This is a genomic window from Phreatobacter sp. (assembly GCF_022843985.1).
Taxonomy (GTDB): domain Bacteria; phylum Pseudomonadota; class Alphaproteobacteria; order Rhizobiales; family Phreatobacteraceae; genus Phreatobacter.
Genome location: NZ_JALHMP010000013.1, coordinates 55,057 through 77,048 on the forward strand (window position 1 = coordinate 55,057; position 21,992 = coordinate 77,048).

Genomic DNA, 21,992 nt, shown 5'->3' on the forward strand with positions numbered 1-21,992 from the left:
CAGGCCCGTCCAGCCCTGTCGGGCATCATCAGGTGCCCTTGCGGTTCTGCCGGTTGTTGATCAGGTCGTCGACCACGGCCGGATCGGCCAGGGTCGAGGTGTCGCCGAGCGCGCCGAACTCGTTCTCGGCGATCTTGCGCAGGATGCGGCGCATGATCTTGCCCGAGCGCGTCTTCGGCAGGCCGGGCGAGAACTGGATCAGGTCCGGCGAGGCGATCGGACCGATCTCCTTCCGCACCCAGGCGACCAGTTCCTTGCGCAGCTCTTCCGTCGGGTCTTCGCCCCCCATGAGCGTCACATAGGCGTAGATGCCCTGGCCCTTGATGTCGTGGGGATAACCGACGACGGCGGCTTCCGAGACCTTGGGATGGGCGACGAGAGCCGATTCGACCTCGGCCGTGCCCATGCGGTGGCCGGAGACGTTGATGACGTCGTCGACCCGGCCGGTGATCCAGTAGTAGCCGTCGGCGTCGCGCCGGCAGCCGTCGCCGGTGAAATATTTGCCGGCATAGGTCGAGAAATAGGTCTGCACGAAGCGCTCGTGGTCGCCGAAGACGGTGCGCATCTGCCCCGGCCAGGAATCGGCGATGACGAGATTGCCCTCGCAGGCCCCCTCCAGCACCTTGCCCTCGGCGTCGACGATCTCCGGCTGCACGCCGAAGAAGGGCCGCGTCGCCGAGCCCGGCTTCAGCGCCGTGGCGCCGGGAAGCGGCGTGATGAGGATGCCGCCGGTCTCGGTCTGCCACCAGGTATCGACGATCGGGCAACGGCCGTCGCCGACGACGCGGTGGTACCATTCCCAGGCCTCCGGATTGATCGGCTCGCCGACCGAGCCGAGCAGGCGCAGCGAGGCGCGCGAGGTCTTCTTTACCGGATCCTCGCCGGCGCCCATCAGCGAGCGGATGGCGGTGGGGGCGGTGTAGAAGGTGTTGACCTTGTGCTTGTCGACCACGTCCCAGAAGCGGGAGATGGACGGATAGGTCGGGATGCCCTCGAACATCAGGGTCGTCGCGCCATTGGCGAGCGGTCCGTAGACGATGTAGCTGTGGCCGGTGACCCAGCCGACATCCGCGGTGCACCAGTAGATGTCGCCGTCCTTGTAGTCGAAGACATATTGATGGGTCATCGAGGCATAGACGAGATAGCCTCCGGTGGAGTGCAGCACGCCCTTCGGCTTGCCGGTCGAACCGGAGGTGTAGAGGATGAACAGCGGATCCTCGGCGTTCATCTCCTCGGGCGGGCAGTCGTCGGGTACGGTGGCGGCGAGGTCGGCATAGTAGTGGTCGCGGCCCGCGGTCATGGCGACGGGCGAGCCGGTCCGCTTCACCACGATGACGCTCGACACGACGCCCGGGATCTTGTCGACGGCGGCGTCGACATTGACCTTCAGTGGCACCTTGCGACCGCCACGCAGGCCCTCGTCGGCGGTGATCACGACGGAGGTCGCGGCATCCTCGATACGGCCGGCGAGGCTGTCGGGCGAGAAGCCGCCGAAGACGATGGAATGGACGGCGCCGATGCGGGTGCAGGCGAGCATGGCATAGGCCGCCTCGGGGATCATCGGCAGGTAGATCGTGACCCGGTCGCCCTTCTTGACGCCCTGCGACTTCAGGACGTTCGCCCATTTCATGACCGCGGCGTGGAGCTGGCGGTAGGTGATGTTCGCGTCGTCCTTGGGGTCGTCGCCCTCCCAGATGATCGCCACCTGATCGCCGCGCGTGGCGAGGTGCCGGTCGACGCAATTGTAGGAGACGTTGGTGGTGCCGTCCTCGAACCAGCGGATCGAGACATTGTGCGGGTCGTAGGAGGTGTTCTTCACCCGGGTGAAGGGCTTCATCCAGGCGATGCGCTTGCCGTGCTCGCCCCAGAAGGCGTCGGGCGAGGCCACCGAAGCCTGGTACATCGCCCGGTACTTGGCGTCGTCGACATAGGCGCGCGCGGCCCAGTCGCCGCTGACGGGATAGAGCTTGTCGGACATGCGGGTCCCCTCTCGATGGCGGCCGCCCGCAATGCGGGCCGGGCGGCGACGTTTCCTGGCGCGGGCAGCCTGTTGTGGCCGGCTGTCTCGCAAATTTCGCCGAGACCATACGTCGGCAGCCGGCGACGGCTCAAGCCGGACCGGTCTCACACTTTGGTCGCCCGCAGGGCTCGGCGCCAGGGCTGGCGCTTCGGCCGAATTGACCCGGTGGCCGGCCCCGCCGAATGTGAGGCCGTCCCCGCCTGCTGATTGGACTGCGCATGACCGCTGCTCTCGACACGATTCTCAGCCAGGCGACCGCGGCGGGCGAGGTCCCCGGCGTCGTCGCCATGGTGGCGAACCGCGACGGCGTGATCTACCAGGGCGGCTTCGGCACCCGCCGCCTCGGTGCCGACGCGCCGATGACGCCGGACACCGTCACCTGGATCGCCTCGATGACCAAGGCGGTGACCACGGCAGCTCTCCTGCAGCTGGTCGAAGCCGGCCAGGTCGCGCTCGACGCCCCTGCCGCGACCTATGCGCCGGACATCGGTGACGTGCAGCTTCTCCATGATTTCGACGCCGAAGGCCGGCCGCTGACGCGTAACGCCGCCCGGCCGGTGACGGTCCGTCACCTCCTGACCCACACGGCCGGCTACACCTACGACTTCGCCTCGTCGGCGCTGCGCAAATTTATGAAGGCCACGGGCCTGCCGTCGACCAATACGGGCAGGCTTGCCGCTCTTGGCGCACCGTTGGTCGGCGAGCCCGGCGAGGCCTTCATCTACGGCATTTCAACCGACTGGGCCGGCCGCATCGTCGAAATGGTGACCGGGAAACCGCTGGAAGCGGTGTTCCGCGAACGGATCTTCGCCCCCCTGGGCATGGCGGATTCGATGTTTCGCCTCGGCCCCGACCAGATGGCGCGCCGCGCCACGGTCCACGGTGTCGCCGCGGACGGCACCTATGTGCCGACCGACATGGTCGTCGTGCAGGACCCCGAATTCGTCTCCGGCGGCGGCGGGCTCTATGCCACGGCCGGGGACTATCTCACCTTCCTGCGCATGATCCTGGCCGGCGGCACGCTGGAGGGCTCCCGCATCCTGTCACCGGACAGCCTTGCCGGGCTGATGACGGACCAGATCCCGTCTCTCAGCGTCCCGGCCCTCGGCCTGATGTCGCCGATGGGGCCGCGCAGCGCCGATTTCTTCGGCGGCCAGCCCACCGGCTGGACCCTCGGCTTCCAGCAGAACCGCCTGCCGACGGCCGAGGGCCGGTCGGCCGGATCGCTGTCCTGGGCGGGATTTGCCAATACCTTCTACTGGGTCGATCCGCGCCAGGGCCTCGCCGGGGTGTTTCTCACCCAGATCGTGCCCTTCTTCGACCCGCGGGCGATCACGCTGTTCCGCGCCTTCGAAACGGAGGTCTACCGGACGCTGGCCTCGCCGTGAGCCCAACGCCCTGCCGTCAAATCAGCAAGGCGCCGCCGCGATTCCGCCCGGCCCGGCTGCCATGTAGCATTGGCGTTTTCCCCGCCGCCTGCTGATTCGGGACCGATGCTGTCCAGGCACCTCCTTCTTGCCGCCGCCCTCACCCTCGCTCCGGCTGTGCCAGCTCTCGCCGAGTCCGTGACGCCGGCCGAGCGGGCGGATGCCGAGCGCCGCGAGCGCCAGCGTGAACTCGATGCGATCCGGGCGGACATTGCGCGCAACCAGGCCGAGCGGGCGCGCGTCGAGGCCGAGGTCACCGCCCTGCGCAACGACCGGGCGGCGCTGGTGCGCTCCAGCATCGACACCGCGGCCCGGGTCCGCACCGGCGAGGTGCGCATGGCCGCCATCGAGGACAATCTCGTCGTCCTCGACGCACGCCAGCTCACGGTGCGCCAGTCGCTCTACGACCGGCGACAGCTGATCGCCGAGGTTCTCGCTTCCCTCCAGCGCATGGGGCGCCGTCCGCCGCCCGCCATGCTGGTGGGCCCGGACGATGTGCTGAAGAGCGTGCGCACTGCCATGCTGCTCGGCACGCTGGTACCGGACATGCGCGAGGCCGTGACGGTGCTGGCGCGCGATCTCGAGGAACTGTCGACACTGCGCAGCCGCATCGCCACCGAGCGCGACCACCTGGGCCGCGAGGCGGTGACGCTGCGCGAGGAACGCGTCCGCCTCGACGCCCTCGCCGAGGCGCGCCGAGGCCAGGTCGCCTCCGGCGAACAGTCGCTGCAGGCGGAACGGGCACGCGCGGCGACCCTCGCCCGCCAGGCCGCCGATCTCGAACATTTGATAGGCCGGATGGAGACGGAGATCGCCGCCGCGCACCGTGCCGCGGACGCGGCCCGCACCACCACGGTCGCCCGCGGCCCCGCCGTTCTCGACCGGCGCCAGCAGATGGCAGCGCTGCAGAATGCGGCGCGGATGACCCCCGCCATGCCCTTCGAACAGGCCAAGGGTGCCCTGTCCCTGCCGGTTCTGGGTGTCAGACTGCGTGAATTCGGTGATCCCGACGGTCTCGGCGGCGCCGAACGTGGCCTGTCGATGGCGACGCGGCCGGGGGCCTCGGTTACCGCGCCCGCCGACGGATGGGTCGTCTATTCCGGTCCGTTCAGGACCTATGGGCAACTCTTGATCCTGAACGCCGGCGGCGGGTATCATCTGGTCCTTGCCGGTATGGACAGGATCACGGTCGATCTTGGACAATTCGTTCTGGCGGGGGAGCCGGTCGGTGTGATGGGCCACGCCCCGCCGCCAGCCTCCGCGGTGACAACGGGCTCCTCCCAGCCCGTTCTCTATGTTGAGTTCCGGAAAGACGGGTCGAGTGTCGACCCAACGCCCTGGTGGACCACAAGGACACCGGGCGTGCAGGCCACTGAAAGGGTTCGCGGATGATGCGCAGAGCTTCGATCCTCCTCGCCGGCGCCGCCATGGGCGCGCTGGCCACCGTCGCGGTCACGCAGCCCCGGGCGATCCTCGGGATGACCGCCAATGCCGCGGCCTCCGACACCTATCGGCACATCAACCTGTTCGGCGACATCTTCGAGCGCGTGCGCACCGACTATGTGGAGAAGCCGGACGACGCCAAGCTGATCGAAACGGCGATCAACGGCATGCTGACCGGGCTGGATCCGCATTCGAGCTTCATGGACGCCCGCAACTTCCGCGACATGCAGGTCCAGACGCGTGGCGAGTTCGGCGGCCTCGGCATCGAGGTGACGCAGGAAGACGGCCTGATCAAAGTCGTCTCGCCGATCGACGACACGCCGGCCTCCAAGGCGGGAATTCTGGCCAACGACATCATCACCCATATCGACAACGAGCCGATCCAGGGCCTGACCCTGCAGCAGGCGGTGGAGAAGATGCGCGGCCCGGTGGGCTCGAAGATCACCATCCGCGTCACCCGCACCGGCGCCCAGCCGCGCGATATCGAGATCACCCGCGACCGCATCGTCATCCGCGCCGTGCGCCACCAGGTGATCGGCGACGATGTCGGCTATGTCCGCATCACCCAGTTCAACGAGCAGACGACAGAAAACCTGCGCCGGGCGATCGAGGACATCAAGGCCAAGGTGCCTGCCGACAAGCTGCGCGGCTATATCCTCGACATGCGCAACAATCCCGGCGGCCTGCTTGACCAGTCCGTGTCCGTCTCCGACGCCTTCATGGAGCGCGGCGAGATCGTCTCGACCCGTGGCCGCAATGCCGAGGAGACCCAGCGCTGGAACGCCCGCGCCGGTGATCTGACCGCCGGCAAGCCGATCATCGTGCTGATCAATGGCGGCTCCGCCTCCGCCTCCGAAATCGTGGCCGGCGCGCTGCAGGATCACAAGCGGGCCGCTGTGCTCGGGACGCGCTCCTTCGGCAAGGGATCGGTGCAGACCATCATCCCGCTCGGCAGCCAGGGCGCCCTCAGGCTGACGACCGCCCGCTACTACACGCCCTCCGGGCGCTCGATCCAGGCGCGCGGCATCGACCCCGACATCGTGCTCGAGCAGCCGGTGCCGGAGGCGATGCGCGCCCGCCTGCAGGAAAACCGCGGCGAAGCGGGCCTGCGCGGCCATCTGCGCAACAATGCCGACGGCTCCGAGGAGCGGTCGGCCTCCTCGGTCTATGTGCCGCCGGACCAGAAGGACGACGCCCAGATCGGCCGTGCGCTGGAATTGCTGCGTGGCACCGCGACGGATCCGGCCTTCCCGCCAAGCCAGCGTGCGGCTGCGGCCCCGAGCCCGGGTGCGCCCGCCGCTCCCGCTCCGGCGACGCCAACCCGCTGAGGCCCGCCGGCCCCCTGCCCAGTCAGAACCCCGGCCTGCGTGCCGGGGTTTTTCTTGTCTCAAGACCCACCCAGGATCGCGTGATGTCGTTGTGCTCCTCCCAGACCCGGATGTTCGCGGACGAGGTGCTCGCCGCCTATCGCACAGGCCGGCAGATCACTCCCCTGACGCGCCTCGAGCCGACCTTTGCGGTTGCCGACGGCGAGCGGGTTGGCCACGAGGTGGCGCGCCGCAGGGTCGCCGCCGGCGAGACGGTCATCGGGCGGAAGATCGGATTCACCAATCGGACGATCTGGGAGGAATACGGCGTCTACTCGCCGATCTGGGGGCCGGTCTACGACAAGACCTTCCACGACGTGGCCGGGCCGGCGCACGCCGCCATCGGCCATCTCGTCGAGCCGCGGATCGAGCCGGAGATCGTGCTCGGGTTCCGGGCGCCGGTGACGGCGCAGATGGATGAACGGGCGATCCTCGCCTGTGTCGGCTGGGTGGCCCACGGCTTCGAGATCGTCCAGTCGCTGTTTCCGGGCTGGGTGTTCCAGGGCGCCGATTGCCAGGCGGCCTTCGGCCTCCACGGCGCGCTCCACTGTGGTCCGCGCACGCCGGTCGAAGGCGATTCCGATGCCTGGATGGCGGCGCTGACCGGGTTTGCCGTAACCCTTTACCGGGATGGCGAGATGGTGGACCGCGGCATTGCCGCCAATGTCCTCGACGGGCCGCTTTCGGCAGTCCGGCATCTGGCTGGCGTGCTCGCCGCCGATCGCGAGGCCAGCCCTATCGCCGCGGGCGAGATCATCACCACGGGCACGGTGACGCGGGCCTTCCCGATCGCCGCGGGCGAGACATGGTCGACGCAGGTCGAGGGGATCGCCGTTCAGCCGATGCGGCTGAGCTTCGTGTGATCGGCGACGCCCGCACGGCGTGAGGGGAGTGCGGGCGCGGGGATTATGCCGTCGTGATCGGCTTTGCCGCGGGCAGGTCCTCGGCGCCCGACATGAACTGGGCCTTGGCGAGGGCGGCGAAGATGCCGCCCTGGGCCACCAGTTCCTCGAAGGAGCCGCTCTCGACGACCCGGCCCTGGTCGAAGACGAGGATGCGCGAGGCGTGCCGGATGGTGGCGAGGCGGTGGGCGATGACGAAGGTGGTGCGCCCCTTCATCACCTCTTCCAGCGCCAGTTGCAGCTTCTGCTCGGTGGTGGCGTCGAGGGCGGAGGTCGCCTCGTCGAGGATGAGGACGGGCGGGTCCTTCAGCAGGGCCCGCGCAATGGACAGACGCTGCCTCTCACCGCCGGAGAGCGAGCGGCCGCGCTCGGCCACCTCGGTGTCGAGGCCGTCCGGCTGGCGCCTGAGGAAGTCCATCGCCTGGGCCCGCTCGCAGGCCTGCCAGATCTCCTCGTCGGTCGCCTCGGGGCGCCCGACCTGCAGGTTTTCCTTGATGGTGCGGGCGAACAGCATGGGCTCCTGGAAGACGACGCCGATATTGCGCCGCAGCGACACGAGGCTGACGTCGCGAATGTCGTGTCCGTCGATGAGGACGCGCCCAGACTGTGGGTCGAAGACCCGGTGTAGCAGCGACAGCGTCGTCGACTTGCCCGATCCGGTCGAGCCGACCAGGGCGATCGTGTCGCCGGGATGGGCGACGAAGGACAGGTCGGCCACTGCGGCGCGCTTGCCGTCATAGGAGAAGGACACGTTCTCGAAGGCAACGGTGCCCTTGACCTGACCGATGTCGAGCGCATTCGCCCGATCATGGACCTGCGGCAGGGTGTCGACGACGTTGAAGAAGTCCTTGATCTTGGGGCCTTCGAGGAAGACCGAATTGATGAAACCGACCAGCGCCTCAAGGCGGCCGATCAGCATGGTTGCGAAGCCCATGAAGGTGACGATCTCGCCGATGGAGGCGAGGCCGTTGATGTGCAGCCAGGTACCGACCAGGAAGATCGAGAGCACGGTCAGTGTCGCCGAGGCGCGGGAGGCGACCGCCGCGATGGCCCACCAGGACAGGACGGGGATCTGGGCGGCGAGCAGGGCGTCGATGGTCGCGCGCATGGCGCGGACCTCGGCCTCGATGCGGGTGAAGGACTGGATCACCGGGACGTTGCCGAGGGCATCGGTGGCCCGTTCGGCCAGCGCGTTGTGATATTCCTGAACCTTGCCCTGCAAGGTCTCCGTCTTCCGCAGCACCCAGCTCGTCAGGAAGAAGAAGAAGAAGACCATCACCACCAGCAGGCTGCCGAGCCGCCAGTTCACCCAGAGCGAGACCGGCACCAGGATGACCAGGGCGATGAGCGAGGCGCAATGCTCTCGCAGGAAGGACAGCAAGAGCCAGGCCATGGCATTGGAGCCTTCCAGCATCTGCTTGAGCAGGCGGCCGGAATGGGCTCCCGAATGGTAGCTGAGCGGCAGGTTCAGCACGTGTTCGAAGAAGTGCTGCATGAAGGCGAGGCGTCGGCGGTGCGACATGCGGTCGGCATGGAGCGCGACGAGGACGCCTGCGGCGATGGTGAAGAGGCCGAAGACGACCCAGGCCAGCACCAGCGGCAGGATCTCGCTCCAGGTCACCGTGCGGCCGCGCGCCTGGGCCGCCGACAGGGTGTCGATGATGCGGCCGAACAGGATGGGCTCGGCGAACATGATGCAGGCGAGTACGACGTTGCAGGCGAGCAGCGTCAGGCCCAGCCGCGTCTCCGGGCCGAGCTGCCTGAGGACGCGCCAGTAGACGTGGAGGAGCGACATGCGACGGCCTTTGCGGGGAGGCGGAATGCCCCGGAGAGTCGGGAGCTGTGATACACGCCCCTCAACGCGCGACAAGGGGCGTTGTTGCCGTCGCGCCTAGAACGACCGGCCGGCACCCGTCCAGGCGAGGCCGAGATGGGCTGCCGCCGTCGCGGCAATATCGGCGAACGTCTCCCGCCGGCCGATCGGGCCCGTCGGCAGGCCCGGCCCGAAGGCGAGGACGGGAACGTGTTCGCGGGTGTGGTCGGTGCCGGGATAGGTCGGGTCGCAGCCGTGGTCGGCGGTGAGGATGCAGAGGTCGCCGGGCTGGAACGCCGCGCTCAGGGCGGGCAACCAGGCGTCGAAGGCCATGAGCGCGCGGCCGTAGCCACCGGGGTCGCGCCGGTGGCCATGGAGCGAATCGAAGTCGATGAAATTGGCCATCAGCAGGCCGCCATCGGCGAGTCGCGCCAGTCCTTCGAGGGTGCGCGCGCCGAGCGCCGCGTTGCCCGCCGCCTTCAGCACCTCGCCGGTGCCGGCATGGGCGAAGATGTCACCGATCTTGCCGACCGTGATCACCTGCCGACCGGCGTCCGAGGCGAGCTCAAGCAGGGTCGGTGCCGGCGGCGGCACGGCATAGTCGCGGCGGTTGGCGGTGCGGGTGAAGTCGGCAGGACCGGTGCCGGTGAAGGGGCGGGCGATGACCCGGCCGATGCCGAGGGGGTCGCAGAGCCGGCGGGCGATGAGGCAAAGGTCGTAGAGCCGTTCAAGGCCGAAGGCCTGCTCTTGGGCGGCGATCTGCAGCACCGAATCAGCTGATGTGTAGAGGATCGGCTTGCCGGTCGCGAGGTGTTCGGCCCCCAGGCGGGCGATGATCTCGGTGCCCGAGGCGTGGCAGTTGCCGAGAATGCCGGGAAGGCCGCCCTCGCGGATCAGCGCGTCGGTGAGCCCGGCCGGAAAACAGGGGACGGTTTCGGGGAAATAGCCCCAGTCGAAGGTCACCGGCAGGCCGGCAATCTCCCAATGCCCGGAGGGCGTGTCCTTGCCTTTCGAGGTCTCCACGGCAAAGCCCCAGTGGCCGGCGAAGGGCTCGTCTGCCGTCAGGCCCGGCGGCAGACGGCCGGTCGCGGCGCGCGACGCCGCGCCGAGGCCGAGCCGGTCGAGGTTTGGCAGCGCGAAGGACAGGCCTTCGGCCGCGAACCACTCCGCCACATGCCCCAGCGTATCGGCACCCGCATCGCCATAATCGGCGGCATCCGCGCTGGCGCCGATGCCGACGGAGTCGAGGACGAGGATCAGGGCGCGGGGCATGGTTCAGCCGGTGATCCGCGCCTGGACGAGGGCACCGACGGCGGCGCCGCCCTCGCCAAGGGTAACGGCACCGGTGATCATGGCGGCGGCCGCGGCCATGGTCTCCTCGTCACGGCCGTGGATCAGCGCCAGCGGCTCGCCGGGAGCGAGGCTGTCGCCGAGGGCGACGAGGCCGGTCAGGCCGACTGCGTGGTCGACCGGATCGGCGGAGCGGGTGCGGCCGCCGCCGAGGGCGACGACTGCCAGGCCGATCCGGCGGGTGTCGATCGAAAGCACCGTACCGGCCGCCGGCGCGGGAATCGGGCGTACCAGGGGCGCGCGCGGCAGGTGCTTGTCCGGGTGTTCGATCAGGTCATGGGGGCCGCCAAGACTCGCGACCATGCGCTGGAAGATCTCGGCGGCGCGGCCGTTGGCGAGGACCCGTTCGAGCTTGCCAAGGGCGGTGTCGAGATCGGGCGCGAGCTTGCCGAGGACCAGGAGTTCGGCGGCCAGCGCCAGGGTGACGCCGTGCAGGCGCGACACGCGGTGGCCACCGGCGAGATGTTCGATGGCGATCCGGACCTCAAGCGCATTGCCGGCGGCGGGTCCCAGCGGCTGGTCCATGGGCGTGACCAGGGCGATGGTCGGCAGCCCGGCGCCACGGGCCACGGAGGCGATGGAGTCGGCGAGCTCGCGGGAGCCGGCGAAATCCGGCATGAAGGCGCCCGATCCTGTCTTCACGTCCATGACAAGGCCATCGAGGCCGGCGGCGAGCTTCTTCGACAGGATGGAGGCGGTGATGAGCGGCATCGATTCCACCGTCGCGGTGACGTCGCGCACGCCGTAGATGACCTTGTCGGCGGGGGCGAGATCGGCGGTCTGGCCGATGATGGCGCAGCCGACCTCCCGCACCGTGCGGCGGAAGCGATCATGGGCCGGTGTCGCGTCATAGCCGGGGATGGATTCGAGCTTGTCCAGCGTGCCGCCGGTATGGCCGAGGCCGCGGCCGGAGATCATGGGCACGAAGCCGCCGGCCGCCGCCACCATCGGGGCGAGCATGAGCGAGACCGTATCGCCGACCCCACCGGTGGAGTGCTTGTCGAGGACAGGGCCGGGCAGGTCGAGATCCCGCCAGGACAGGATGCGCCCGGAGGCGGTCATGGCCCGGGTGAGGGCCACGCGCTCGCCCATGGTCATACCGCGGAAAAAAGTAGCCATGCAGAAGGCCGCCACCTGCGCCTCGGTGACGGTCCCCGCGCCGATGCCGGCGACGAAGGCGGCGATGTCACCGTCGCCGAGCGCCGCGCCATCGCGCTTGGCCCGGATGATCTCCTGCGGGATGAAGGCGGTATGGCGCTTCTTCATGGGGCGGCCTTCCCTGCGGCGAGGAGCTGGTCGAGGAGCCCGGAAGCACCGAAGCGGAAGGTCGCCGGACTTGCCCAGCCGATCCCCATGACCTCATCGGCGAGGGCGAGATAGGTGCCGGCATCCGCGACCGTCCGGATACCGCCCGAGGGCTTGATGCCGACCCTGCGGCCGCAGGCGCGGATTTCCTCCAGCATCAGGCGCACCGCCTCGGGCGTCGCGGAAACGGCGGTCTTGCCGGTGGAGGTCTTGATGAAATCGGCGCCAGTGCCGATGGCGATGCGCGCGGCGGCCCGGATGAGTTCCGGCGTCTTCAGCTCGCCTGTCTCCAGGATGGTCTTGAGGGTGCGGCCCTGTGGCACCACCGCCCTGACAGCACCGAGCAGGGCGCCCACCACCTCGTTGCGGCCGGCCATCAGTGTCCGCCAGGGCAGGACGACGTCGATCTCGTCGGCGCCGTCGAGCAGCGCCCAGCGGGCCTCGTCGGCGACGCGCATCACGTCGTCCTCGCCAGCGGGAAAGTTGACCACCGTGGCGATGCGGACCGGTGTGCCCTTGAGCAGACGGCGGGCCTGCGGCACGAAACCGGCCCAGAGGCAGACGGCCGCGACCGGCCCGAGCGGCGTCATCGCGCGGGCGCAGAGCCGCTCGACGCCCGCTTCGTCGAGCCCGTTGGACAGGTCGGTGAGGTCGAGAAGCGCGATGGCGCGGCGGGCGAGTGTTGCGTCAGTCATGGCGGGCCTCGGCCCGGCCGATCTCCACGAGGAAGCCGCGGATGACCGCCTCCATGGCGGCAGCGCCAGCGGCCGCGACGGTTTTGGTCTCGGCATGGGAGGGCGCATCCGGCGCAAGGCCGGCGGCGAGGTTGGTGATGAGCGACAGGCCGGCCACGGCGATCCCGGCATGTCGGGCGAGGATGACCTCGGGAACGGTCGACATGCCGACGGCATCAGCACCGAGTGTCCGCAAGGCGCGAATCTCGGCCGGCGTCTCGAAGCTCGGGCCAGTGACCCAGACATAGATGCCTTCGAAGAGCGCGACATGCCGGCGCGCCGCGCCGCCGGCAATCGCCCGGCGCAGGACGGGGTCATAGGCCCCGTTCATCGGCACGAAACGGCCGTCGCCATGCTGGCCGATGAGCGGGTTGGGCCCGAACAGGGCGATGTGGTCCTCGATGGCCATGATCGACCCGGGGAGCATGTCGGGCTTGAGCGATCCCGCGGCATTGGTGACGAGCAGACGGGGGATGGCGAGGGCCGCGAGCGTGTCGATCACCGGCTTCATGACGCGGGGGTCGCCGTTCTCATAGGTGTGGGCGCGGCCCTGGAGCACCGCGACACGGCAGCCTTCCAGCGTTCCGACGACGAGCCTTCCGGCATGGCCGGAGACGCCGACAGGGGGGAAGCCCGGCAGGTCGCCATAGGGGATGACGCGGGCATCTTCCAACGCTTCAGCCAGCGGGCCGAGGCCGGTGCCGAGGATGATGGCGCAGGCGATGGGAGCCTCGCCCGCCGCGGTGCGGATGATGCGGGCTGCGGTCATGACAGGTTGTCCGGACCGAAGGCATGGGGGAGGAGCTCGGCGAGGGTGAAACGGGCGCGCGGCCCCTTCGGGCCGGCGACGTGGATCACCAGAGAGCCGGCGCCGAATTCACGCAGCCGCTGGCGGCAGGCGCCGCAGGGCGTGCAGAGCTCCGGACCTTCGCCAAAGACGAGAATCTCGGCGATGGTGCGGTCGCCGGCGAGGAGCATGGCAGCGATGGCTCCCGCCTCGGCGCAGGTGCCGACGGGATAGGCGGCGTTCTCGACATTGCAGCCGGCGTGGATGCGGCCCGATCCGGCGCGCAGGGCGGCGCCGACCCGAAAGCGGGAATAGGGCGCATAGGCGGAAGCCTGCGCCTTCCGCGCCGCGTCGAACAGCTCGTCCAGTGCCTGCGTCATGGCTGCTCCTTCACGCCGCGACCCTCCGCCATGGCAGGATATAGGGCAAGGCGGGCGGCGCCTGAACCGAAAAGGGCCGGCCGATGCTCAGGGATCGATGACCAGCCCGTCCTCGGCACAGGCGACGGTGGCCTTGTCGCGGTTGGCCAGCATCTGCGGTCCCATATGGGTCAGGACGATGCGCTTCGCCGTGAGGTCGGGCAGCCGGCGCGACAGCGTCATCCAGTCGAGGTGATTTTTCAGCGGGATATCCCAAGTATAGCACTCGACGAGAAGCACGTCGGCGCCCGCCGCCAGGGGCACCAGATCCTCGGTCCAGGTGGTGTCGCCGGAATAGGCGAAGATCTTGCCGTCGCGGGCGATGCGGTAGCCCTGGCAGGGGCCGGCCCGCTGGTCGTGCACCATCGGGAACGCCGTCACGCCATTGCCGGCGACAGTGCCCGGCTGGTCCGGGGTGATCTCGAGATAGGTGATCGCGAAGGGATAGGCGTTGCCCGAGGAGCCCGGGAAGGCCGCCTCCATCACCGCCTTCACCCAGTCCTGCACCCGCTTCGGACCAGCAATGGTCAGCGGGGCCGTACGGCGCGAGTTGAACAGTGCATCGAGCATGAAGAAGGGCAGGCCGCCGATGTGATCGGCGTGGAAATGCGTGAAAAGGATCGCCGAAACGCTGTTGCGGTCGATCCCGGCGCGCTGCAGTGCGAGCAGGGACGTCGCCCCGCAATCGACCAGCATCACCGTGCCGTCGTTGCCGGCGAGGTGCAGGCAGGTGGAGAAGCGTCCGCCCGAGCCGAACGCATCGCCGGAGCCAAGTACGGTGATCTTCATGGGCCATCCATGGTTGAGGTCGAGGCGACCGGTCTGCGAGCCGCGGCCTGGCGCCGGTGCCCGGTCACCGGCATGATATGAGCACGCGCGGCGCCGTCTTTGAAGCGGCGCTGTCCCGGTGACGCGACAGCATCCTTTCCAAAAACTTCCCCCGTCCCGCCCTGCAATAGACCCGCATCGTTGCAGGCCTCGTTCTCGTCCGCAAAGGATGACACCGGCCCACCCGGCGTGCACAGTCCCGCTCCCTCGCAGCGACATGTATGGCCATGACCCCATCAGAAACGCTCACGCTCCCCGGCCTGTCGGCGCCCGGGTCGATCGGCATCGATCGCAACGGCATTCCCCATATCCGGGCGGAGAACGAAGCCGATCTCTTCTTCCTGCAGGGATTCCACGCCGCGCGCGAGCGTCTGTTCCAGATCGATCTTTTCCGCAAGCGAGGCCTGGGCCTCCTCTCCGCCGATTTCGGACCTGGCTATATCGAGCAGGATCGCGCCTCGCGGCTCTTCCTCTATCGCGGCGATCAGGCGGCGGAATTCGCCGCCTACGGCCCCGAGGCCGAGGCGTCCTTCACGGCCTTCACGAAGGGCATCAACGCCTTCATCGCCATGACCGAGGCCGACCCTTCGCTGCTGCCCGTCGAGTTCGGCCTGCTCGGCACGAAGCCGGCGGTCTGGGCCGCGGGGGACGTCTCCCGCATCCGCACCCATTCGCTGTCGCGCAATGCGCTGTCCGAGATCCTGCGCTGCCAGGTGTACGGCAAGGCCGACCATCGGACCGACCTGCTGCGCCGCTATCTCGAACCGAAGATCGCGCCAGCCGTCCCCGAGGGGCTCGACCCCGCAACGATTCCTTTGGCGGCGCTGGATGTGGTCAAGCTCGCCACCGCCAACGCCACGTTCTCCCCGGAACGCCTCGCCGCGACCCTCGATGAGGCGCCGAAATGGCGCGCGACCACCGACCTGCTGGAGGTCGTCCTCGACGCCCAGTATACCGGCTCGAACAACTGGGCGGTGCACGGGTCGAAGACCGATACGGGGCTGCCGATCCTCGCCTCCGATCCGCACCGGATCCACGGCATGCCCTCGCTGCGGACCATCGTCCATCTCACCTGCCCCGGCCTCGACGTGGTCGGTGCGGGCGAGCCCTCCGTTCCCGGCGTGATGATCGGCCATAACGGCACCATCGCCTGGGGCCTGACGATCTTCTACATCGACCAGGAAGACGTCTATTTCTACGAGACCCATCCGGAGGACTGCGACCTCTACCGCTACGGCGAGGGCTGGGAGCGGGTGCGCACGGTCGAGGAGCGCATCAAGGTCAAGGGCTGCGACGACCAGATTCTGACCCTGAAATTCACCCGCCACGGCCCCGTGGTCCACGAGGATCCTGTAGCAGGCCGGCTCTATGCCGTGCGGGCCGCCTATTTTGAGCCGGGAACGGCCCCCTATCTGGTCGCGCACAAGCTGATGCGGGCGAAGAACCTCGCGGAGTTCCGCGCCGCGGCAGTGACCTGGGGTACGCCCTCCTGCAACCTCGTCTATGCCGACACCGCCGGTGATGTCGCGTGGATGCCGGCGGGCATCAATCCGATCCGGCCCAACTGGGACGGGCTGCTGCCGGTGCCGGGCGACGGCCGCTACGAATGGGCCGGCTGGCGCGACCGGGCGCAGGCGCCCCTCGTGCACAATCCCGCTCGCGGCTTCGTCTTCTCGGCCAATGAGATGAACGTGCCGGCGGGCTGGGACCACAAGGCCTATCCCTTCGGCTATGAATGGGTCGACTATTCGCGCGCCACCCGGATCGAGGAGGTGCTCGGTTCGGTCGCGCCGCACACGCTGTCCACCTCGCGCGCGCTGCAGACCGACGTCGTCTCCATTCCGGCCCGCCGCCTCGGCAAGCTTCTGGCCGGGTTGACGCCCTCCGATCCGGACACTGCCGCGGCCATCGCCATGCTGGCCGGATGGGACCATGCCCTGACCAGCATGTCGGCCGCCGGGGCGCTGTTCGAGGTCTGGTGGTCGCGCCACCTGAAGAAGGCGCTGTGGAACGCCATCGTCGCCCCCGAGTTGCACGCGCTGATGGTGCCTGGCGACGTCGACGGCACTCTTGCCATCCTCGAAGACCCCGACGATCGCTTCGGAAGCGATCCCGCCGCGGGGCGCGATGCCATTCTCGCCGCCTCGCTGGGGGCCGCCTTCGGCGAAATGCAACGGCTGCTCGGGCCCGATCCCGCGGCCTGGGCCTGGGGCAAGCTCCATCACGGCTTTTTCGAGCATCCCCTGTCGTTCCTCCTGTCGGAGGCGACGGCCAAGGCCTGGGCGATCGGGCCGGTTCCTCATGCCGGCTCCTCGGTCACGCCGATGCATACCGGGTATCGCGGCACGGATTTCCGCACCATGATGGGATCGTCCTTCCGGCTGGTCGTCGATCTCGCCGATTTCGATCGCTCGGTGACGATCAATACGCCCGGCCAGTCCGGCGATCCGCGCTCGCCGCATTACCGCGACCTTTTCGCCCGCTGGGCAGCGGGGGACTATGCGCCGCTGCCCTATACAGCTGCGGCGGTTGACGGTGCACTGGAGAGCCGACTGGACCTGAAGCCAGGCTGACCCGTTTCAGGGACTCTATTTCGCCCGGTAACATTCATGTCCCATCGTGTCGCCGTGCTGAAACCCGCCGTCCATACCCTCTGACCACAATGCTCAGACGGGATGAACCGGCCCATGCCGCACCGTGACGCCCTCGCCAGCCTCAACCAGTCCCTCGCCGCGATCGATGTGATGATCCGGGGCGGCAAGGGTCAGGGTGGCCGTCTCGTCGGCGTGGCGCAGGAAGCCCGGCAAGCCGCCGAGACCCTGGTCCGCGTCATGCGGGTTCAGGCCGCGACGGTCGCCAATGAGGCAGCCCTGGCCGAAAAGGTCCAGAACCCGGCCGCCTTGTCCGCCGGACCGGCTCAGACCGGCAGGCTCGATGACGCCTTCACTTCCTCCATCACCGCATAGGTCCGCGTCTCGCGCACCCCCGGCAGGGCGAGGAGCACTTCGCCGAGGAAGATGCGATAGGCGGCCATGTCGGCGACGCGCGTCTTGATGAGATAGTCGAAGCCGCCGGCGACCAGATGGCATTCCAGGACATCGGGCGCCCGCGCCACCGCGTGGGCGAAGCGGTCGAAGACGTCCGGCGTCGTCTTGTCGAGCGTCACCTCGACGAAGGCGAGAAAGCCGCGTGACAGTTTCTGCGGGTCGAGGCGGGCGCCATAGCCGGCGATGATGCCCTCGCGCGTCAGCCGCTTCACCCTTTCGCTGGTGGCGGTGGGCGAGAGGCCCACCCTCTCCGCCAGATCGACATTGGCGAGGCGGCCGTCGTCCTGCAGCAGGCGCAGGATCTTGCGATCGACGGAATCGAGGATGGCGCTCACCGTGGAAACGCCGCCGATCCGGCAAACTGATGGTGAATATCACCATGGTTCATGGAAGATAACCTCTCGAACGGCCGGAGTTCCCCGGATAGTCTCTCACGATCCCCTAGCGACGCAAGAGGCTCGCCTTGTCCCCCGAACCGTCATTTCAGGCACCCTATGCCGAGGCCGACGAGATCATCGCGCGCCGTCTCCTGGCCACCGCTTCGCTCCCGCCCGCGGCGGAGGCGCGCATCGACGCGCGCGCGCGCGAGCTCATCGGCGCCATCCGCGCCAAGGCCGGGGGGCTCGGCGGCATCGAGGACTTCCTGCGCGAATATTCGCTGACCACCAAGGAGGGCCTCGCCCTCATGGTGCTGGCCGAGGCGCTGCTGCGGGTGCCGGATTCGCGCACGGCCGACGCGCTCATCGAGGACAAGCTGTCAGGGACCGACTGGGCGCACCGGGCCACCAAGTCGGAGGCCTGGCTGGTCTCGGCCTCGGCCTGGGCGCTCGGCGTCACCGCCCGCGTCATCCATCCCGGCGAGAGCCCGGAGGGCATTCTTGAGACGCTCGGCAAGCGGCTAGGCCTGCCGACGGTGCGCGCCGCGACGCGTCAGGCCATGCGGCTTCTCGGGTCGCATTTCGTGCTCGGCCAGACCATTTCCGAAGCGCTGGGACGGGCCGGCTCGGCCCGCCGCTTCCGCTATTCCTACGACATGCTCGGCGAAGGCGCCCGCACGGCTGAGGATGCCGAGCGCTACCTTGTCTCCTACCGCGATGCCATCGCGGCGATCGGCCAGGCCGCCGGCAACGAGACCCTGCCCAACCGTCCCGGCATTTCGGTGAAGCTGTCGGCGCTGCATCCGCGCTACGAGGCGGTGAGCCGCGACCGCGTCATGGCCGAGCTCGTGCCGAAGCTGCTGAAGCTCGCCCAGGCGGCCAGGGCCCATGACCTCAATTTCACCGTTGACGCCGAGGAGGCCGACCGCCTCGAGCTGTCGCTCGACGTCATCGCCGCCGTCCTCGCCGATCCCTCGCTCGCCGGCTGGGACGGGTTCGGCCTCGCCGTCCAGGCCTACCAGAAGCGGGCGCTGGCGGTGATCGACTGGCTCGACGCCCTGGCGACGCGCCTCGACCGCAAGCTGATGGTCCGGCTCGTCAAGGGTGCCTATTGGGACACCGAGGTGAAGCGGGCGCAGGAGCGCGGCCTGCCCGACTTTCCGGTCTTCACCCGCAAGCCGATGACCGATCTCCACTACATGGCCTGCGCGCGGCGGCTGCTCGCTGCCCGGCCGCGGATTTATCCGCAATTCGCCACCCACAATGCGCTGACCATCGCGACGATCCTCGAAGAGGCCGGGGGGCCCGAGGGCTACGAGTTCCAGCGCCTGCACGGCATGGGCGAGGCGCTCTACGAGTCCCTGCTGGCGAAGCTTCCCGAAGCGGCCTGCCGGACCTATGCGCCGGTCGGCGGCCATCGCGACCTCCTCGCCTATCTCGTCCGCCGGCTGCTGGAGAACGGCGCCAATTCCTCCTTCGTCTCGGCCTCGGCCGATCCCGCGGTACCGGTGGAGACCCTGCTCGCCCGGCCGCAGAGCTGGATCGGCAATGCCGGCGACGCCCGCCCACACCGGCTGCCGCTGCCGAAGGACCTCTATGCGCCCGGCCGGATCAACTCGGCCGGCGTCGAGTTCGGCGACGCCGCGGCGCTCGCCGGCTTTCTCGACGCCGTCACAAGGGGGCGCGGACGGGTTCCGGCAGTGGCCCAGCCGCTGATCGGCGGCAAGGTCCTGCGCGGTGCCATCCGCTCGGTGATCAGCCCGGTGGACGGCACCCCGGTCGGTGCGGTCGAGGAGGCGGATGCGGCGATGGTCACGGCCGCCTTCGACCGCGCCGCCGCCGGCTTCGCCGGCTGGAACCGCTCACCCGTCAGCACCCGCGCCGAGGCGCTCGACAGACTTGCCGATCTCCTGGAGGCTGAGCGTGGCCTGTTCTGCGCGCTGCTCGCCCGCGAGGCCGGCAAGACCCTCGACGACGGCGTGGCGGAAGTGCGCGAGGCCGTCGATTTCTGCCGCTACTACGCGCAGGAGGCGCGTCGGCATTTCGGTGCGGGTGTCCTGATGCCGGGCCCGACCGGCGAGGAGAACCGGCTGACCCTGCGCGGGCGCGGCACCATGGTCTGCATCAGCCCGTGGAACTTCCCGCTCGCCATCTTCCTCGGCCAGGTGGCAGCGGCGCTCGCCGCCGGCAATGCGGTCATCGCCAAGCCCGCCGAACAGACGCCACTGGTGGCCGCCGCAGCGGTGGCGCTCGCCCACAAGGCCGGCATTCCCGGCGACGCGCTGGCGCTGGTGCCAGGCGACGGCCGCGTCGGCGCGCTGCTGGTGGCCGAACCGCGTGTCGCCGGCGTCGCCTTCACCGGTTCCACCGAGGTCGCGCTCAAGATCAACCAGCAACTGGCGGCCAGGCGCGGCCCCATTGTGCCGCTGATCGCCGAGACCGGTGGCATCAACGCCATGATCGTCGATGCCACCGCGCTGCCCGAACAGGTCAGCGACGATGTCGTCATGTCGGCCTTCCGCTCCGCCGGCCAGCGCTGCTCGGCCCTGCGCCTTCTCTGTCTGCAGGAGGATGTGGCGGAGCGCATGCTGGAAATGATCCGGGGAGCTGCCGCCGAACTCCGGATCGGCGACCCGCTCGATCCTGCGACCCATGTCGGCCCGGTCATCGACGCGGAGGCCAAGGCGCGGCTCGCGGCGGTCGTCGACAGGGCGCGCGCCGAGGGGCGGCTCGTCTGGCAGGCAAGCCTTACCGCCGAGGCGCCGCCGGGGCTCTTCGTCGCCCCGGCGATCATCCGTGTGGCCAGGGCCGAGGATCTGGCGGAAGAGCTTTTCGGCCCCATCCTGCACGTCACCACCTGGAAGGCGGGCCGTCTCGGACAGCTCACCGACGCCATCGCCGGGAATGGCACGGGCCTGACGCTCGGCATCCATTCGCGCATCGACCAGGTCGTCGAGGAGGTCGTGTCCCGGCTCTCCCACGGCAATGTCTATGTCAATCGCAACATGATCGGCGCGGTGGTCGGCACCCAGCCCTTCGGCGGCTCCGGCCTGTCGGGCACGGGCCCGAAGGCCGGCGGGCCGCACTACCTGCCGCGCTTCGCGCTGGAACAGGTGGTGACCGTCAACACCGCCGCGGCCGGCGGCAATGCCAGCCTGCTGGCCGGCGGGGAGGGCTGAGCCCCGCCTGGCGCCGGCCTGCCGGCGGACCGCTCCGGCTCATCCGCGGAACAGGCGCCAGACCCGGCCGTCAATGGCGACGAGCCCGAGGCCGATCAGGGCCATGCCGGCAACATGCGTCCAGGCCAGCCGCTCCCCCAGAAAGAGGCCCGTCAGCAGGATGGTCGAGACGGGAATGAGGAAGGTCACGAGCAGCAGATTGCTCGGCCCCGCCGTCGCCAGCAGGCGGAAGAAGATGATGTAGGCAAGCGCCGTCGAGAGGATGGCGAGCGCCAGCACGGCTGCGATCGCGGCCGCCCCGGGCATCGGCAGCATCCAGGGCCGGTCGACCAGCCCCACGAGCGGCGCCATCACGAGGCTGGTGATGGTGAGCTGCAGCCAGGCGGTGACGGTCGGCGTCAGGGCGAGTGGCTTGATACGCCGGCCCCAGAGGCCGGAGAAGGCATAGGAGAGCGTGGCCGCAAGGCAGGCGGCGAGCGCCCAGAGCGGCGTGTCCAGCCGCCCTACGGCTGCCGGCCCGACAAGGACGACGACACCGAGGAAACCCAGCGCGACGCCGGCGGCCTTGCCGGGCGTCGCCCGCTCGTCGGTGGTGAAGAGATGCATGACGATGACGCTGAAGAGGGGCGTCGTGGCGTTGAGAATGGCGGCGAGCCCGGCGGGGATGGCGGTCTGGCCCCAGAAGATCAGCGAGAAGGGGATGATGTTGTTGAGCAGCGCCATGACCGCCAGGGTCGTCCAGACCTCGCGGCGGCGCGGCAGGCTCTCGCCGGTGGCGCGCAGGACGGCATAGAGGACGGCGGAGCCGATGACGACGCGGGCGAGGACCAGTGTCAGCGGCGGCAGGTCGTCGAGAGCGACGCGCACGAAAAAGAACGTGCCACCCCAGAGGAAGGACAGCGTCGTCAGCAAGATCCAGTCGCGCAGGGTCACGGCGGCAGGGCTCCGGTTCGGCTCCCGGGCGGTTTAGTGATCGCGGCCCGCCACGGCCACC

At 69.2% G+C, this 21,992-nt stretch carries 17 protein-coding genes; 7 read left to right on the forward strand and 10 right to left on the reverse strand.

Annotation, left to right across the window (positions count from 1 at the left end):
• Nucleotides 1-28 precede the first annotated feature (28 nt).
• A complete protein-coding gene (gene acs / locus Q0C57_RS11000; RefSeq protein WP_296576256.1) occupies nt 29-1,978 on the reverse strand; it encodes an acetate--CoA ligase in 1,950 nt (649 codons plus the stop codon).
• Between the two features lie 260 nt (nt 1,979-2,238).
• Between acs and Q0C57_RS11005 the strand changes: the two genes are divergently transcribed.
• The 4 genes from Q0C57_RS11005 to Q0C57_RS11020 all read left to right on the forward strand — a co-directional run bounded on the left by Q0C57_RS11005 (nt 2,239) and on the right by Q0C57_RS11020 (nt 7,120).
• Nucleotides 2,239-3,408, forward strand: coding sequence for a serine hydrolase (locus Q0C57_RS11005; protein ID WP_296576259.1), 1,170 nt, complete (start codon nt 2,239-2,241; stop codon nt 3,406-3,408).
• Nucleotides 3,409-3,513: 105 nt separating this feature from the next.
• Nucleotides 3,514-4,839: a peptidoglycan DD-metalloendopeptidase family protein gene (locus tag Q0C57_RS11010; protein WP_296576261.1), complete on the forward strand. Its 1,326-nt coding sequence runs from the start codon at nt 3,514-3,516 to the stop codon at nt 4,837-4,839.
• The gene (locus Q0C57_RS11015; RefSeq protein WP_296576264.1) at nt 4,836-6,218 is read left to right on the forward strand and encodes a S41 family peptidase; all 1,383 of its coding nucleotides are present in this window, start codon (nt 4,836-4,838) and stop codon (nt 6,216-6,218) included. The genes Q0C57_RS11010 and Q0C57_RS11015 overlap by 4 nt, the downstream gene beginning before the upstream one ends.
• A gap of 83 nt (nt 6,219-6,301) precedes the next feature.
• Nucleotides 6,302-7,120 carry a hydratase gene (locus Q0C57_RS11020; protein ID WP_296576266.1) on the forward strand — a complete coding sequence of 273 codons (819 nt, stop codon included), beginning with the start codon at nt 6,302-6,304 and terminating at the stop codon, nt 7,118-7,120.
• Between the two features lie 43 nt (nt 7,121-7,163).
• Here Q0C57_RS11020 and Q0C57_RS11025 read toward each other — a convergent pair whose 3' ends face one another.
• The 7 genes from Q0C57_RS11025 to Q0C57_RS11055 all read right to left on the reverse strand — a co-directional run bounded on the left by Q0C57_RS11025 (nt 7,164) and on the right by Q0C57_RS11055 (nt 14,356).
• Nucleotides 7,164-8,954, reverse strand: a complete 1,791-nt coding sequence (locus Q0C57_RS11025; RefSeq protein ID WP_296576268.1) for a glucan ABC transporter ATP-binding protein/ permease — start codon at nt 8,952-8,954, stop codon at nt 7,164-7,166.
• Between the two features lie 96 nt (nt 8,955-9,050).
• Nucleotides 9,051-10,244, reverse strand: coding sequence for a phosphopentomutase (locus Q0C57_RS11030; protein ID WP_296576271.1), 1,194 nt, complete (start codon nt 10,242-10,244; stop codon nt 9,051-9,053).
• A gap of 3 nt (nt 10,245-10,247) precedes the next feature.
• Nucleotides 10,248-11,588 (reverse strand): thymidine phosphorylase, encoded by a 1,341-nt coding sequence (gene deoA / locus Q0C57_RS11035; protein WP_296576274.1) that lies wholly within the window; start codon nt 11,586-11,588, stop codon nt 10,248-10,250.
• Complete coding sequence (gene deoC, locus Q0C57_RS11040; RefSeq protein WP_296576276.1) at nt 11,585-12,322, reverse strand: deoxyribose-phosphate aldolase; 738 nt, start codon at nt 12,320-12,322, stop codon at nt 11,585-11,587. Before deoC ends, deoA begins: the two co-directional genes overlap by 4 nt.
• A complete protein-coding gene (locus Q0C57_RS11045) occupies nt 12,315-13,130 on the reverse strand; it encodes a purine-nucleoside phosphorylase (protein WP_296576279.1) in 816 nt (271 codons plus the stop codon). Before Q0C57_RS11045 ends, deoC begins: the two co-directional genes overlap by 8 nt.
• Nucleotides 13,127-13,528 carry a cytidine deaminase gene (locus Q0C57_RS11050; RefSeq protein ID WP_296576282.1) on the reverse strand — a complete coding sequence of 134 codons (402 nt, stop codon included), beginning with the start codon at nt 13,526-13,528 and terminating at the stop codon, nt 13,127-13,129. Before Q0C57_RS11050 ends, Q0C57_RS11045 begins: the two co-directional genes overlap by 4 nt.
• An 87-nt stretch (nt 13,529-13,615) precedes the next feature.
• Nucleotides 13,616-14,356, reverse strand: coding sequence for an MBL fold metallo-hydrolase (locus tag Q0C57_RS11055; protein WP_296576285.1), 741 nt, complete (start codon nt 14,354-14,356; stop codon nt 13,616-13,618).
• Nucleotides 14,357-14,622: 266 nt separating this feature from the next.
• Between Q0C57_RS11055 and Q0C57_RS11060 the strand changes: the two genes are divergently transcribed.
• Together Q0C57_RS11060 and Q0C57_RS11065 are read left to right on the forward strand one after the other, a co-directional pair.
• Complete coding sequence (locus Q0C57_RS11060) at nt 14,623-16,968, forward strand: penicillin acylase family protein (protein ID WP_296576289.1); 2,346 nt, start codon at nt 14,623-14,625, stop codon at nt 16,966-16,968.
• A gap of 114 nt (nt 16,969-17,082) precedes the next feature.
• The gene (locus Q0C57_RS11065) at nt 17,083-17,361 is read left to right on the forward strand and encodes a hypothetical protein (protein WP_296576292.1); all 279 of its coding nucleotides are present in this window, start codon (nt 17,083-17,085) and stop codon (nt 17,359-17,361) included.
• On the opposite strand, the gene Q0C57_RS11070 is transcribed toward Q0C57_RS11065, so the two are convergent.
• Entirely contained in the window at nt 17,313-17,768 is a 456-nt protein-coding gene (locus Q0C57_RS11070; RefSeq protein WP_296576403.1) for an Lrp/AsnC ligand binding domain-containing protein, read from the reverse strand. The genes Q0C57_RS11065 and Q0C57_RS11070 overlap by 49 nt on opposite strands.
• Nucleotides 17,769-17,905: 137 nt before the next feature.
• On the opposite strand from Q0C57_RS11070, the gene putA reads away from it, so the two are divergent.
• A complete protein-coding gene (putA, locus tag Q0C57_RS11075; RefSeq protein WP_296576296.1) occupies nt 17,906-20,998 on the forward strand; it encodes a bifunctional proline dehydrogenase/L-glutamate gamma-semialdehyde dehydrogenase PutA in 3,093 nt (1,030 codons plus the stop codon).
• A 39-nt stretch (nt 20,999-21,037) separates the two neighbouring features.
• On the opposite strand, the gene Q0C57_RS11080 is transcribed toward putA, so the two are convergent.
• Complete coding sequence (locus tag Q0C57_RS11080; RefSeq protein ID WP_296576299.1) at nt 21,038-21,931, reverse strand: EamA family transporter; 894 nt, start codon at nt 21,929-21,931, stop codon at nt 21,038-21,040.
• Nucleotides 21,932-21,992: the final 61 nt, after the last annotated feature.